12 protein-coding genes are annotated in these 13,971 nt (G+C 58.0%); 4 read left to right on the forward strand and 8 right to left on the reverse strand.

What is annotated here, in order from left to right:
* Window positions 1-15: 15 nt before the first annotated feature.
* Together pstA and H4F65_RS15890 are read right to left on the reverse strand one after the other, a co-directional pair.
* Window positions 16-1,662, reverse strand: coding sequence for a phosphate ABC transporter permease PstA (pstA, locus tag H4F65_RS15885; protein WP_010280341.1), 1,647 nt, complete (start codon window positions 1,660-1,662; stop codon window positions 16-18).
* Window positions 1,659-3,827: an ABC transporter permease subunit gene (locus H4F65_RS15890; protein ID WP_039319962.1), complete on the reverse strand. Its 2,169-nt coding sequence runs from the start codon at window positions 3,825-3,827 to the stop codon at window positions 1,659-1,661. The genes pstA and H4F65_RS15890 overlap by 4 nt, the downstream gene beginning before the upstream one ends.
* Window positions 3,828-4,044: 217 nt before the next feature.
* On the opposite strand from H4F65_RS15890, the gene ppk1 reads away from it, so the two are divergent.
* From ppk1 to H4F65_RS15910, 4 genes are all read left to right on the forward strand, one after another.
* Window positions 4,045-6,117, forward strand: a complete 2,073-nt coding sequence (gene ppk1 / locus H4F65_RS15895; RefSeq protein ID WP_010280345.1) for a polyphosphate kinase 1 — start codon at window positions 4,045-4,047, stop codon at window positions 6,115-6,117.
* Complete coding sequence (gene ppx, locus H4F65_RS15900; protein WP_010280348.1) at window positions 6,117-7,652, forward strand: exopolyphosphatase; 1,536 nt, start codon at window positions 6,117-6,119, stop codon at window positions 7,650-7,652. The genes ppk1 and ppx overlap by 1 nt, the downstream gene beginning before the upstream one ends.
* Window positions 7,653-7,883: 231 nt before the next feature.
* Window positions 7,884-8,072 (forward strand): YjfB family protein, encoded by a 189-nt coding sequence (locus H4F65_RS15905; RefSeq protein WP_010280350.1) that lies wholly within the window; start codon window positions 7,884-7,886, stop codon window positions 8,070-8,072.
* 229 nt (window positions 8,073-8,301) lie between these two features.
* Entirely contained in the window at window positions 8,302-8,517 is a 216-nt protein-coding gene (locus tag H4F65_RS15910; RefSeq protein WP_010300967.1) for a YfgG family protein, read from the forward strand.
* 485 nt (window positions 8,518-9,002) lie between these two features.
* Here the strand turns inward: H4F65_RS15910 and H4F65_RS15915 are convergent, their stop codons facing one another.
* The 6 genes from H4F65_RS15915 to H4F65_RS15940 are packed head-to-tail and all read right to left on the reverse strand — an operon-like array spanning window position 9,003 to window position 13,962.
* Entirely contained in the window at window positions 9,003-9,248 is a 246-nt protein-coding gene (locus H4F65_RS15915; protein WP_010280353.1) for a DUF2274 domain-containing protein, read from the reverse strand.
* The gene (locus tag H4F65_RS15920) at window positions 9,245-10,522 is read right to left on the reverse strand and encodes a TraB/TrbI/VirB10 family type IV secretion system protein (RefSeq protein ID WP_010280354.1); all 1,278 of its coding nucleotides are present in this window, start codon (window positions 10,520-10,522) and stop codon (window positions 9,245-9,247) included. The genes H4F65_RS15915 and H4F65_RS15920 overlap by 4 nt, the downstream gene beginning before the upstream one ends.
* Before the next feature lie 2 nt (window positions 10,523-10,524).
* Window positions 10,525-11,529 carry a P-type conjugative transfer protein TrbG gene (gene trbG / locus H4F65_RS15925; RefSeq protein ID WP_010280356.1) on the reverse strand — a complete coding sequence of 335 codons (1,005 nt, stop codon included), beginning with the start codon at window positions 11,527-11,529 and terminating at the stop codon, window positions 10,525-10,527.
* Window positions 11,526-12,230 carry a conjugal transfer protein TrbF gene (gene trbF, locus H4F65_RS15930; RefSeq protein ID WP_010280358.1) on the reverse strand — a complete coding sequence of 235 codons (705 nt, stop codon included), beginning with the start codon at window positions 12,228-12,230 and terminating at the stop codon, window positions 11,526-11,528. Before trbF ends, trbG begins: the two co-directional genes overlap by 4 nt.
* A gap of 29 nt (window positions 12,231-12,259) precedes the next feature.
* Window positions 12,260-13,651 carry a P-type conjugative transfer protein TrbL gene (gene trbL / locus H4F65_RS15935; RefSeq protein ID WP_010280360.1) on the reverse strand — a complete coding sequence of 464 codons (1,392 nt, stop codon included), beginning with the start codon at window positions 13,649-13,651 and terminating at the stop codon, window positions 12,260-12,262.
* Window positions 13,648-13,962 carry a hypothetical protein gene (locus tag H4F65_RS15940; protein WP_010280362.1) on the reverse strand — a complete coding sequence of 105 codons (315 nt, stop codon included), beginning with the start codon at window positions 13,960-13,962 and terminating at the stop codon, window positions 13,648-13,650. Before H4F65_RS15940 ends, trbL begins: the two co-directional genes overlap by 4 nt.
* Window positions 13,963-13,971: the final 9 nt, after the last annotated feature.

A 13,971-nucleotide genomic window follows, 5' to 3' on the forward strand; every position in this document is an offset into this window, starting at 1 on the left:
AACTTCATCCTACTTTCAGAGTGATAACGAACGATATTTCTCACGCAGAACATGGCGAATCCCAATCGCTGCAAGGTTCAACCCAACAACAATCAACACCAGCAGCAGTGCGGTGATGTACACCAGCGGCCTTGCCGCTTCGACGTCTGGGCTTTGGAACGCCAGATCGTAGATTTGGAATCCCAGATGCATAAATTTTCGCTCAAGATGCAAATAAGGGAAAATGTCATCAATCGGTAACACCGGCACCGACTTCACCACGCCGACCAACATCAGCGGCGCGGTTTCTCCTGCGGCGCGCGCCACGGCGAGGATCAAGCCCGTCATCATCGCAGGAACCGCCATCGGCAGCACGACGTGCCACAGCGTTTCGGCTTTGGTGGCTCCCAACGCCAGTGAACCGTGGCGCACAGACATTGGAATGCGCGACAGCCCTTCTTCCGTCGCCACAATCACCACCGGCAGCGTCAGCAGAGCCAGCGTCAGCGACGCCCACAGCAGCCCCGGCGTACCAAACGTCGGATTCGGCAGCGCCTCGGAATAAAACAGCTGATCCAACGTGCCACCGATGAGATAAACAAAAAAGCCTAACCCGAACACGCCGTGCACAATGGAAGGGACCCCAGCCAGATTGACCACGGCAATCCGCACCCAGCGCGTTAAGCTATTTTTCCCTGCGTATTCATGCAGATAAACCGCGGCAATCACCCCCAACGGCATCACCACGATAGACATCAGCACCACCATCAGCACTGTGCCAAAAATGGCAGGGAAAAGGTGGCCAGCGCTGTTGCTGTCCGGCGAATAGTGCACCAGCATGTATTTCGCCTGAGCGCCCCAGTGACTGGCTTTTTCCCATAGGCTCATCGCGTTAGGGTACCAGGCCTGTTCAATGTCCCTGAGCGGAATAAGATGGACGCGGCCGTTCGCGTCCCGCAATTGCACGGTATCGCGATTAATGTCCTGATTGAGTGAGGTTAGCTGGCGCGACAGTTCATCAAAGCGGCGTTGCAGTTCAATGCGCTCAGCCTGAAGACGGGCTAACGCCTGATTATCCAGCGTCTTACTCTGCTGCCGCTTTTTCTCTTCCAGCCGCAGCGTCTCAAACTGTTGGTTGATCTTCGCCATCTCTCCCATACGGATGGCCTGCGTCTTCGCAAGCAATCCCTGCACCTGCTCGATGCGATGCTGTAAGGTGGCGGGAAGATCCGTTGCCACCAGCGGCTGCTCGCCCTCCAGCATGCCAGCCAGATAACCATAGGCAGTGCCATTGTTCGTCCGCTTCAACACCAAAATGTCGGCGGGTTTATCAAAGCGAACAATGTCGCGCGACAGCAGCGTGCGAAAGCTCTGCCCATGAATTTCACGCTGGCCAATTTTGATCAAATAGCGTGTTTCAGCATCCTCAGACGAAGGGGACAAACCAGCCTGTTCCAGTTGCTGGCGCGACAGCGTCTGCTCGGCATAAATTTCCCCTATCAGCGCACGTTGCGTACCCTGTTCCGGCTGTAACGTCAGCAGCCAGACGGGCTGTGGCCACAGGTAGCGCATGCCCTGCCCGGCCAGCAGTACGATAATTGCCAGCATCGCCAACAGGCTAATGGAAATTGACGACGCGGTCAGCCACACCCAGGGCCTTCCCGAACGGAACCAGCGCTTCACGCGTTTTCTCCTTCGTCACGGTAGCGTTGGCGTAAGCGCTGCCGGATAGTTTCAGCCAGCGTATTCACGATGAACGTGAAAACAAACAGCGTTAATGCCGTTAAGAACAGCACCCGATAATGACCGCTGTTCGTCACCGCTTCCGGCATTTCGATAGCGATATTCGCCGCCAGCGAACGCAGGCCCTGGAGCAGACCTTCATCCATAATCGGTGTATTGCCCGTCGCCATGAGCACAATCATGGTTTCCCCCACCGCGCGGCCAAAACTCAGCATCAGCGCGGCGAAAATCCCGGCACTGGCGGACGGCAGCACGACGCACCACAGGGTTTGCCACGCCGTCGCCCCCAGCGCCAGCGATCCCTGACTTAAACGAGCCGGTACGCTGAACAAAGCATCCTCCGCCAGCGAAAAAATCAGCGGGATCAGCGCGAAGCCAAGAGCAACGCCCGCCACCAGCGTATTGCGTTGCACAAAATCATCACCCAGCCACTGGTACAGCGGCTGCCCCAGCACCCAGTTCTCCATTCGCGGCGCAAGCCAACAGCCGACCACAAATGTCAGCAAGATCGTGGGAATGAGGAATAGCACGTCCCAGCCCGCAGGGAAACGCACGCGCCAGCGCGTCGGCAGGCATTCAATCAGCCAGCCGCAGCCGAGCACGGCCAGCATCCATAAAATCGGCATGACCAGAATCGCGGACAGATAGGTCGCAAAATGCGGGGCCAGCCAAATGGCCGCAATCAAACCGACAACCACCGTCGGCAGCGCGCCCATGATTTCCAGCGTGGGTTTAATCCAGCGTCGCAGCGTCGGCGACATAAAGCAGGCGGTATAAATCGCCGCGGACAGCGCCAGCGGCGTGGCAAACAGCATGGCGTAAATCGCGGCCTTCATCGTGCCCAGCATCAGCGGCATCATGCTGAATTTGGCTTGATAGCTGTCATCCGCCGACGTGGATTGCCAGATGTAGGCAGGCTCCGGATAGTTCTCGTACCACAGCTTTTGCCACAGCCCGTGCCAGCCAATATCAGGATACGGGTTATCAACCCGATAGCGATGCCAGCCCTGCGCCGTTTCAACCAGCAAAGCTGAACCGCGCGGCGAAAACGCCAGCGTTTGTGCATGAGCCGGTAATGTCTGCGTCAGCAGCGCATGCGACTGCTTGCTGGCAAACAACGACAACTCACCCTGTGCGCTCAATGTGGCAAAGACGCGCCGCTGCATTTCCGTTGCCAACAACACCGACTCTCCCACAACGTGCGGAAACTGACGGGTCTCTGTCAGCGTCACGCCCTTTTCACCCGGAACGTCAAACCATTGGCTAATCCGCCCGTCAGCAGCCTGCACCAGTAGCGATCGTCCACCGGACAACAGCGCCAGATGCAGCGGTTCCGCCAACTGTAACTGACGCTCTTCCCGCAGCGTCAGCGCGTTCGCCCCCACCTGCCATAGCGTTAATGTCTTACCGCTGAGCAAATACACCTGCTGCCCGTCGGGTGTCAGCAGCAGTTGGCTAACCGTACCCGCCGGAAGCGTAATCTGTGCACGTTGCCGCACGCCGTTTTTATCAATATCGGCAATAATCAAGGCATTTTCCTGCCCGATCGCCGCCACAACGACCTGCTTTTCACCCACTGCCGCCACTGCCAGATAACGCAGCGGCTGCGCAGGTAAACCCAGCGAATACGCCTGCTCACCCAGCGGATAATCCCAGACAGGAGAACGGTTTTCCGTACGCGATAACACAGGCTGAACGAAAACCAAACGGCCATCAGGCTGACTCAGGGCATAAACCTGTCGCTCACCCTGACTCTGCGCCAGTAGGCTCAACGCGGGAACCAGTTGAATACGCGACATGGGCTGGTTTTCCGCAAACGAGATAAACTCGCCATAGCCCTGACTGTCGATGCGAAACCCGATTTGCCCGTTGTCGCTAAGCCCCAGCGCCAGCGACGGTTCTGCACCCTGGCGTGGCACCGTTTTTTGGCCATTAACGGTGGGCGAAAGAAACAGTGGCGTCACCACATACAGGAGATAGAAGAAGATTAACAACAGCATAGCCAGCACCAGCAGCCCACTGCCCGCAACAATGCGGTGAACCAAGCGATCGATCCACGCTCGCCGACGATCCCGATACTGTGATGTGTTGCCTGTGTTTACCATTATTCTCGCCGTTAGAGTGAAGCCGCCAGAGTCGTGTTGCTAACGTATTGCGGGTAGCATATGTTGCCTTTACGCCCATAATATGACAATGGTAAGTCTGTCTATGAATTAGATTTTATCGTCATCAACACGCCATAATGTTGTTGTACCCTATCTCCACAACGGAAGGGTATGAATATTGGATGAACCTTCAGTACATGAGTTGAGCGGAGTGACAATGGGTCAGGACAAACTCTATATAGAGAAAGAATTAAGTTGGTTATCCTTTAATGAACGAGTACTTCAGGAAGCAGCAGATAAAAGCAATCCGTTAATCGAACGTATGCGCTTTCTGGGCATTTACTCCAGCAACCTTGATGAATTTTATAAAGTCCGTTTTGCCGATTTGAAAAGACGTATTCTGATTAACGAAGAGCAAGGTCTGGACGGCAATCTGCGACACCTTTTAGGCAAAATTCAGGCACGTGTTCTCAAAACCGATCAAATCTTCGATAGCCTGTACAACGAACTGCTGCTGGAGATGGCGCGTAACCAGATTTTTCTGGTCAACGAACGTCAGGTTTCCCCGAATCAGCAAGAGTGGCTGAGAGATTACTTCCGACAACATCTGCGCCCACACATCACGCCAATACTGATCTTTAACGAAACCGATCTGGTGGAGTTCCTGAAGGATAACTATACCTATCTTGCCGTCGAGATTATTCGTGGCGATGAGATCAGCTACGCGCTGCTGGAAATTCCTTCGGATAAAATACCGCGCTTCGTCAACCTGCCAGCGGAAGCACCGCGCCGTCGTAAGACCATGATCCTCATCGATAACATTCTTCGTTACTGTCTGGATGATATCTTCAAGGGCTTCTTTGATTATGATGCGCTGAACGCGTATTCCATGAAGATGACGCGCGATGCAGAATACGATCTGGTGACGGAAATGGAATCCAGCCTGCTGGAGCTGATGTCTTCCAGCCTGAAGCAGCGCCTGACCGCCGAACCGGTACGCTTCGTCTATCAGCGCGACATGCCGGACGCGATGGTCGCCATGCTGCTTGATAAACTGGGTATCTCTTCCTATGACTCCGTCATACCCGGCGGACGTTACCATAATTTCAAAGACTTTATTTCGTTCCCGAACGTCGGACGCGCCAATCTGGTCAACAAACCGTTGCCCCGCCTGCGGCACACCGGATTCAACAATTTTCGCAATGGGTTCGATGCAATCCGTGAGCGCGATGTGCTGCTCTATTACCCGTACCACACCTTCGAGCACGTATTGGAACTGCTGCGACAAGCCTCTTTCGACCCTAACGTGCTGTCCATCAAAATCAATATTTACCGCGTCGCCAAAGACTCGCGCATCATTAATTCGATGATCCATGCGGCACACAACGGCAAGAAAGTGACGGTCGTGGTCGAGCTACAGGCGCGCTTCGACGAAGAGGCGAATATCCACTGGGCCAAACGCCTGACGGAAGCCGGTGTACACGTTATTTTCTCAGTGCCAGGGCTGAAGATTCACGCCAAACTGTTCCTGATTTCCCGCCGCGAAGGGGAAAACATCGTGCGTTACGCGCACATCGGCACCGGTAACTTCAACGAAAAAACCGCCCGTTTGTATACCGACTATTCGTTGCTGACCGCCGACGAACGCATTACCAACGAAGTCCGTCGCGTCTTCAACTTCATTGAAAACCCCTACCGCCCGGTCAGCTTCGAGCACCTGCTGGTGTCACCGCAAAACTCCCGCGACAAGCTTTATCAATTGATCGATACCGAGATCGAAAATGCGCTGGCGAATCGTGATGCAGGCATTACGCTTAAGGTAAATAATCTGGTGGATAAGGGGCTGGCAGAAAAGCTGTATCAGGCTTCCTCTGCGGGCGTAAAAATCAATCTACTGGTACGTGGCATGTGTTCACTTATCCCTAATTTACCGGGGATCAGTGAAAATATTCAGGTCATCAGTATTCTTGACCGCTATCTGGAACACGATCGGGTGTATGTCTTCAACAACGGCGGGGACAAGAAAGTCTACCTCTCTTCCGCAGACTGGATGACACGCAACATTGATTATCGCATTGAAGTCGCAGTGGAAATCCTGGATCCCATTTTGAAAAACCGCGTGCTGGAAACGCTGGATATTCTGTTCAGCGATACGGTGAAAGCCCGTGTCATTGATAAAGAGTCGAGCAACCGCTATGTCTCACGCGGCAACAAGCGTAAAGTACGCGCGCAAAATGCCATTTACGACTACATCAAGGCGTTGGAGCAACCTGGAGATAAGCCTGAATAATGCCGTTAACGAACAATGAAAAAACCGAGATAAAGCCGCAAGAGTTTGCAGCTATCGACCTGGGCTCCAATAGTTTTCATATGGTGATCGCACGCGTGGTAAACGGTGCGCTTCAGGTATTGGGACGTTTAAAACAGCGGGTACATTTGGCCGATGGGCTGGACAGCAAAAATGTGCTCAGCGAAGAAGCCATTCAGCGCGGCCTGAGCTGTCTGGCGCTGTTTGCTGAACGCCTGCAAGGCTTTCCGGCAATGAACGTGTCTATCGTCGGCACGCACGCGCTGCGTCAGGCGGTCAACGCGCAGGAGTTTCTGCGCCGCGCGGCGGATATCATTCCCTATCCGATAGAGATCATTTCCGGCCATGAAGAAGCTCGTCTGATTTTTATGGGCGTGGAGCATACGCAGCCGGAAAAAGGCCGCAAGCTGGTCATCGATATCGGCGGCGGTTCTACAGAGCTGGTTATCGGTGAAGATTTCGAACCGATGCTGGTGGAAAGCCGTCGAATGGGGTGCGTCAGCTTCGCACAGCAGTTTTTCCCGAATGGTGAAATCAGCGAAGCCAACTTCAAGCGCGCCCGACTAGCCGCGGCACAAAAGCTGGAGACGCTGTCCTGGGAATACCGCATATACGGCTGGAAATTCGCCCTCGGCGCGTCTGGAACGATCAAAGCCACGCACGAAATTCTGGTGGAGATGGGAGAGAAAGACGGCCTGATTACTCCCGAGCGGCTAGAAATGCTACGCACACAGATCTTGCAGTTTAAGCACTTCAAAGCGCTGAGCCTGCCGGGCCTGTCCGAAGATCGTCAGTCGGTGCTGGTGCCCGGTCTGGCTATTCTGTGTGGTATTTTCGATGCGCTGGCAATCAAAGAGCTACGCCTGTCCGATGGCGCGCTGCGTGAAGGTGTGCTGTACGAAATGGAAGGGCGTTTCCGCCATCAGGATATTCGTATCCGTACCGCGCAGAGCCTGGCGACCCATTACAATATCGACCGTGAGCAGGCGCGACGCGTGCGGGAAACCACGCAGCAGCTTTATGCACAATGGGCAGAGCAAAATCCTAATCTGGTTCATCCACAGCTTGAAGCTATTTTGAACTGGGCCTCCATGCTGCATGAAGTTGGATTGGGTATTAACCATAGTGGCATGCACCGCCATTCTGCCTACATTTTGCAAAACACTAACCTGCCCGGCTTCAATCAGGAACAGCAGCTTGTGCTGTCCATGATCGTGCGATTGCACCGTAAAGCGATCAAGCTGGAAGAATTGCCGCGGTTGAATCTGTTCAAAAAGAAACAGTATTTGCCCATGGTGCAGCTTTTGCGCCTTGCCACGCTGTTGAATAACCAGCGTCAGGCAACGACAACGCCGGAATCGTTACGGTTGCATACCGATGATAACTACTGGACGCTGACGTTCCCACGCGACTTCTTTACCAATAACACGCTGGTACAGCTGGATTTGGAACGGGAACAGGAATACTGGCAGGACGTCACTGGCTGGAAGCTGATGATTGAGGAAGAAAAAGCCTGATTGATGAAAACGTTACGTGGAAACCCGAGCCTACGCCGAACAGTGCCGTGGCGCAAAATTGTGCAACCGAGCTGGCTGGTGAAGCCCGGTTAACGTAAAGTTTACAGGGATGGGGCCGATACCCAAATGATGGCTGGCGAGAATTTTCGCCAACATCATGCAACCTTGGCGGAAAGGTGCGCTTCCTTTCCATACCGGATATCAATCCAACTCAGTATTAAGGAGAGTGAAATGGATGTATCACAGATTGCATCACTCGCGACCGACCTCAGCAACATGCGTACCAGCAGTGAGGCCAGCGCGCTTGTGCTGAAAAAAGCGCTCGATAGCCAAGAGGCTGTTGCTTTAGGTATTTTGCAGGCATTACCACCTCTGCCAGCAAACCCGGCGATTGGGCGTAACGTCAATACCACGGCGTAATTCCTTGCACCACACAACCCGCTTATTCATTTTTGTTTGAGCGGGTTTTTTGGTGACCTCTTTCATCCCCCTGATTCTTCTTCCTTCACACTCCCCTTCATACTTATACCGAACGTGCGAAAACCGAAATCGGTCATCATCTTTTTCACATCGGCAGATTGACCTCGTCTACCGCTTGTGCCTAAATAAACAACAGCGAATGTTCGCTTTCACAGAGGATTAACTGGTAATGTCCACGCTTACCCATAAACGACGATTATCGATACGCCCGCGACGAAGTGGCTCTCGGATCGCCCGTGCCGTTTTACTCATCAGCTTCATTATTCTTTTAGGCCGCTTTGCTTACTCCACCATCACCGCGTTTGGTCATCACCAAGACAAACAGCAACAGCGTGCTGAACAATTACTGCTTCCTGCCAACGTACTCGTCAATCAGAAAGAGTAGCGCTTAACCAACCTGTTTCTTATCTTCTATTTTTCTTCATCAGGCATGCTGCCTTCGTATTTTCGTGCCCGTCATTTATCCCCGCACCCACTACCTATTCAGGTGATGCCGTACCAACAAAAAAACGTCGGGAACGTTTTTCAACGTTGCGTAGCAACGGCCCGAAGGGTGACGGATGAGGATATCCGTCATAAAAAATGTCCAGTGTCAAGCCTTTCGTGGAAACACGGCGGGCTTGAAACCATATGCGGGGCAATAGGTTAGCTCTGTTTCGTGCCGCTTGCCGTGGAGGCGGCGTTGTGGGCTGGGAGCCACATAGGAGCCTTGAGAAAGCAAGCCGGGTCGCGCTGTGGCGGCGACGATTGCCAAGGGATGGCGGGCTTGTTCGGCCATCATAGTCCAATCGTTCGCGGCACCCCAGAACGAGGAACGCGCAGCGTTCGGCTGCGCGTTCAAGGGGTGGCCTGCTTGGTTACTGCGGATCATCAGCTTGGTTTTGGTGGCGCGACCTTACCCGCACTACCCTTCCTGAATCCTCTATCCCCAGCGATGAACGCCTCCAGCATGTGCGGGATCAGCGTCGTGGCATCGACCGCCTCGCCATACGCCTGCGCGTGCAGCGCGGCGTAGCGGTCGAGGTCTGCTTTCAAGCTGGCCGGGCAGGCAAAGGTCAGCTTCATGCTCTCGGTCTTGGGCAGCGGCCCCAGCCGCAGTTTCTTGGTCGTGCTCATCGTGAAGTCCCCTTGTTGAAGAACAGCGGCTGATAAGGCCGCAACACCAAATCACGGTTCACGATGATGCGCACCGGCAAGCCGGGGCGGCTGGTCAGCGTGGGCTGGGTGTTGAGGTTGCGCCGGGTCACTTCCTGGCCGACCTGGTTCACGGTGTCCTGCAGGCTGTCGCGCCCGGCGATGATGACGCGATCACCATCCTGGCGGTTCTCGGGTGCGGCCAGTTCAGCTCCTACACCCAGCAGCGTTGTCAGCACCGCACCGGCAAAGATCCGACCCCAATGCCAGTCCACGTCGTCTTCCAGACCGGCATAGCCTGCGGGGTTGGTGCCGATCAGGTTGTCGAGCGTGAGCGATGACGTGTCGGGCAGGATGATGCGGTTCCACACCACCTGCACGCGGCTCTGGCCGTAGCTGACCTGGCTGTTGTACTTGCCCAGGATGCGAGATCCCTGCGGGATCAGCAGGAACTTGCCAGTGGCCGTGTCATAGATCGGCTCCGTCACCGTGGCGATCACGTCGCCCGGCAGGTCGGACTTGATGCCCGTGACCAGTGCCCCGGCAATGACCGTTCCGGCCATCACCTGATACGGCGAGGTGGGCATTTGCAGGTTGCCGGAGTTACGGGTTTCCGCAGAGCTGCCAGTCAGGAACGCCTCTTTCTGGTCTTGCCGGTTCTGCACGGCAGTCGGATCAGCAGGCTGGGCCGCCGTCGAGGCTGGGCCAGCGGCCGGCGGATCGAAAGCGGCATTGGCGGCGAAGCCAGGCGCGGCAGTGACCTGCGACTGCGCCACGGGTGCTGCTTGCGGGGAACCAGTGCGGAAGAACACCGATGAAGCTGCCGCCGCTTCTGCTTCCTTGCGCAGCGCATCGTTAGGGTCGTAACCCGGCGCGGCATAGGTGGCGGCGACAGGCTGCTGCGAGTTCACGATGGCCGGGCCAAGATCGCCCGGCAGCGGTGGCCCCAGTTCCGGCACGTCAGGCGGCAGCGCTGGCAGCTTGGAGTAATCCGTTGGCAGCGCGTCCAGCCCTTCCGAGCGCGACACACGATCCACGTTGTACAGCTCCGAGGATTCGCCCGCGCCGCGCTGCTGCGGTTGCAGAGACCAGATCAGCGCGCCCATCACGCCAACCGACAGGCCGCCGGCGAGGATGGCCAGCGTGCGTCGGTTCAGGCGCGTGACCGGGCGCGGTTGGGCGCGCAGCGCCACCGCCTCGGGTGCCACCTTGTCCGCCTGCGGCGCGGCAAGGTCGGGGGTATCGTCCTGGCTCATGCTCAGTTCCTCCCGGCGATGCCATGCGTGCGCTCGATGCGCACCACATCGCCCTTGTCGGCTCCCAGGCGCAGTTCTGCCGCACCGAACAGGCGATCAACGATGTAGTACGGTGAGCGGAAGCGATAGTTCACCAGTTGCCCGTCGCCCTGCGCACCGATGACGAACAGCGGCGGCAGCTCGCCCTGAGCGATGCCTGCCGGGAACTGGATATACACCTTCTCGCCATCATCGAAAGCCCGCAGCGGCTTCCATGATGGATTGCTGCCGCTGATCGCATAGCGAAACCGGATGTTCTCCAGCGACAGGCCCGCATCGACCGGCGCGGCAGCGCTGGCAGCCTGTGCCTGTCGCTGCAAGGCCAGCATCCGATCCTTGGGGTAATCCCAGGACACCGACGCCATCCATGCCTTGTCGGTCGAAGTCAGTTCCAGCAGATAGGTGCGGCGGCTGGTGGTGATGACCAGATTGGTCTTCAACCCGGAACGGATAGGCTTGACCAGCACATTGACGCGCAGATCGGCCCCGCTGCCGCTGGAGGTGTCGCCCACGATCCAGCGCACGGTATCGCCCGCAGCGACCGTCACCAGTTCCTCGCCGGGCTGGAGCGCGATCACTGTCACGCGGCCAACCGACGCATAGACCTGGTACAGCGCGCCATCGGTGAACGGCCAGACCTGGATCGCATTGACGTAGCCCTCTCGGGTCGGCGCAATGCGCGCCTCGGCATTGGCGCGGGAGACGCGCACCTTCTCGTCGGCAGGCTCCGGTACCACCGGGGCCGCATCAACGTCCGGCAGTGGCTTCAACTGTGCGGGCAGCGCCAAGGGCTCGGGCACGGCCACCACTTCGATGGGTTTGGGCGGCTCGGGCAATGGCTGCGCCTGAACCGGCTCATCGAGCGAGATCACCGGCGGCGGTTTGCCCTGCGTGGCGCAGCCTGCAAACAGAACAGTCGATGCCAGCAGGATCACCGGCAATGCGGTTTTACGGAAATGTGCATTCATGGTTTGGCTCCTTCAGAAGAATCCAGTTCACGGCTCCATGACAAGCCATTGACGTAGATGCCCAGCGGGTTGCGGCGCAGGCGTTCTTCGGTGCGCGGGGTCTGCTGCACGATGGACACCACCGCCGTCCATCGCTCCAACCCGGCAGCCGCTCCATTGACGTAGCGGCGTTCCGTCCAGCGCACGTTGAAAGACGCATCGCTGGCGCGTACCACGCTGGTGATCTGTACCGTCACCGACTCCTTGCCGATGCGGGCGAACGGGTCATTCACCCGCGCATAGTCGTTGAGCACCGCCGCGCCCCGGTCGGTGGTGTAGTCGTAGGCATCGAGCCAGTTCTGCCGCACGACGATGGGGTCGATGGACAACGACCGCACCAGCGTCATGAAGCGCGCGATGTGGTGTGCCGTCTGCGCATCGGTGGGCCGGTACGGCGTGGCCGCTTCGCCCACGGTGCGCACCTGGCCGGACTGATCGACCTCGATGACATAGGGCGTGACGATGGACTGGGCCGAGCGCCACACCAGGCCACCGGCCATCAGCAGCGCGAGCACCAGGCAGCCAAAAGCCATCAGCCGCCAATTCTTGGCCTGCACGCGGGCCGAGCCGATGCGCTCGTCCCACACCTGGGCGGCGGCTTGATACGGAGTGGCAGGCTGTGGCGTATCGGCATAGCGCACCTGCGGTCGTTTGAATCGCATGGGGTTCTCCTTAAAAGTCAGCTATCGGGTCATTCATCGGGGCGCAGGCTCGGGCCTTGGCCCGAACCGCCGCCGTCGCCACCGCGCAGCGTGTGCGCGACCGTGGCGGTGGCCTGGGTGAGTTGTTGGCGGCGTTGCAGGCGCTTGGCCCAGCCGGGTTGCTCCTGCTTCTGCGCATTGGCCGTGTTGCCGGCGGCATCGTCTGTGGTGGCCTGCCCGGAACTGGCAGCGCCACCGCCTGAACCACCATCGGTGCCGGAGCCTTGCCAGCCTGCTTTGAATGGCGCGGCAGTCTTGGCAGCGGCTGCTTTGATGCCAGCACCCGCGCGTTGACCTGCCGCCTGTGCGCCGCCCTTGGCGACAGTGCCCAGCCCTGCCAGCGCGCCTTTGGCCCCGCCGCCCGCAGCGGCGGAACCGGCCTGGAAAGCCGTCTTCGCGCTGCCAGCCGCCGAGGTTGCGGCCCGCGCACCAGACCCGGCGAGCTTGGCGGCAGCCGGTGCCATGCGCGCCCCGGCCATCACGGCTCCACCCACGCCGGTGGCGGCGGCACCTACGGCAACCGCCGCGCCTGCGGCACCCACAGCAGCACCGGCCATCGCCCCGGCACCCAACTGCGGTGCGCCGGAAACCAGCCCGGTGGCAATGCCAGGGCCGAAGATCCCCAACGCCAGCAGCGTCAGTGAGGCCAGCATGATGACCACCGCATGGTCGATGGAAGGCTCGGCTGGATGCACCTGGAACTCGGCAAACAGGCCCGAGCCGATGCCGACGATGACGGCCAGCACCAACACCTTGATGCCCGAAGACACCACGTTGCCCAGCACTTTCTCGGCGAGGAAGCTGGTCTTGTTCCACAGCGCAAACGGCACCAGCACGAAGCCCGCGAGCGTGGTCAGCTTGAACTCGATCAGCGTGATGAAAAGCTGGATCGCCAGAACGAAGAAACACAGGATCACCACCGCCCAGGCCAGGAACATGACCACGATGGGCGTCATGTTCACGAACACTTCGGGAAAGCCCGCCATGTCGCTGATCTGCTCAAGAATCGGTGCCGCCGCGTCGATGCCAGTCTTGGCCAAACGTCCCGGTTGCAGGAATTCGCCCATGCTCATCGTCGAGCCGCTGGCCGTCAGGCCCAGGCCCGCGAATGAGCGGAAGACGATGCTGGCCAGCCAGTTGAAGTTGTTGATGATGTAGGCGAAGGCACCGACGTAGAGCACCTTGCGCAGCAGCTTGGCGATCACGTCATCGCCTTGGCCGGTGGCGTGGCTCATCGCCCAGTACAACCCGGCAATCGTCATGTCGATGACGATCAGCGTGGCGGTGAGGAACGCGACTTCGCCCTGCAGCAGCCCAAAACCCGAGTCGATGTAGCGCGAGAAAGTAGCAAGAAAGCGGTCGATCACTGTCACGTCATTCATGGCACGTCCCCCTCGAAGGGCATGGCGTCTTGGTCACTGGCGGGTGTGTCAAAGCTCGGCGGGATCGGCGGCAGATCAGCCAGCGTGCGAAACTCGTCAGGCCCGGTTTCCCCGGCGAAGAAGCGCCGCCGGAAGGCATCGGCCGCGGCCAGGCAGGCGTCTTCGCCTGCCGTCGTCCTGTCGGCGGCACACTGCGCACGCAAAGCCTTTAGCCGCACGGGATCGGCGGCCAGAGCAGCGGCCAGGTCTTCGGTCGGCTGCTGGCCGCAAGCGACCAGCAGCACGGGCAGCACCAAGAAAACGCATCGCATGGCCGTCTC

Source organism: Pectobacterium brasiliense (assembly GCF_016950255.1).
In the GTDB taxonomy this organism is placed as follows: Bacteria; Pseudomonadota; Gammaproteobacteria; order Enterobacterales; family Enterobacteriaceae; genus Pectobacterium; species Pectobacterium brasiliense.

Coding starts and splice junctions, on each gene's coding strand:
- H4F65_RS15890 (WP_039319962.1), bottom strand. CDS start 3,827: ATGGTAAACACAGGCAACACATCACAGTATCGGGATCGTCGGCGAGCG.
- ppk1 (WP_010280345.1), top strand. CDS start 4,045: ATGGGTCAGGACAAACTCTATATAGAGAAAGAATTAAGTTGGTTATCC.
- ppx (WP_010280348.1), top strand. CDS start 6,117: ATGCCGTTAACGAACAATGAAAAAACCGAGATAAAGCCGCAAGAGTTT.
- H4F65_RS15905 (WP_010280350.1), top strand. CDS start 7,884: ATGGATGTATCACAGATTGCATCACTCGCGACCGACCTCAGCAACATG.
- H4F65_RS15910 (WP_010300967.1), top strand. CDS start 8,302: ATGTCCACGCTTACCCATAAACGACGATTATCGATACGCCCGCGACGA.
- H4F65_RS15915 (WP_010280353.1), bottom strand. CDS start 9,248: ATGAGCACGACCAAGAAACTGCGGCTGGGGCCGCTGCCCAAGACCGAG.
- H4F65_RS15920 (WP_010280354.1), bottom strand. CDS start 10,522: ATGAGCCAGGACGATACCCCCGACCTTGCCGCGCCGCAGGCGGACAAG.
- trbG (WP_010280356.1), bottom strand. CDS start 11,529: ATGAATGCACATTTCCGTAAAACCGCATTGCCGGTGATCCTGCTGGCA.
- trbF (WP_010280358.1), bottom strand. CDS start 12,230: ATGCGATTCAAACGACCGCAGGTGCGCTATGCCGATACGCCACAGCCT.
- trbL (WP_010280360.1), bottom strand. CDS start 13,651: ATGAATGACGTGACAGTGATCGACCGCTTTCTTGCTACTTTCTCGCGC.
- H4F65_RS15940 (WP_010280362.1), bottom strand. CDS start 13,962: ATGCGATGCGTTTTCTTGGTGCTGCCCGTGCTGCTGGTCGCTTGCGGC.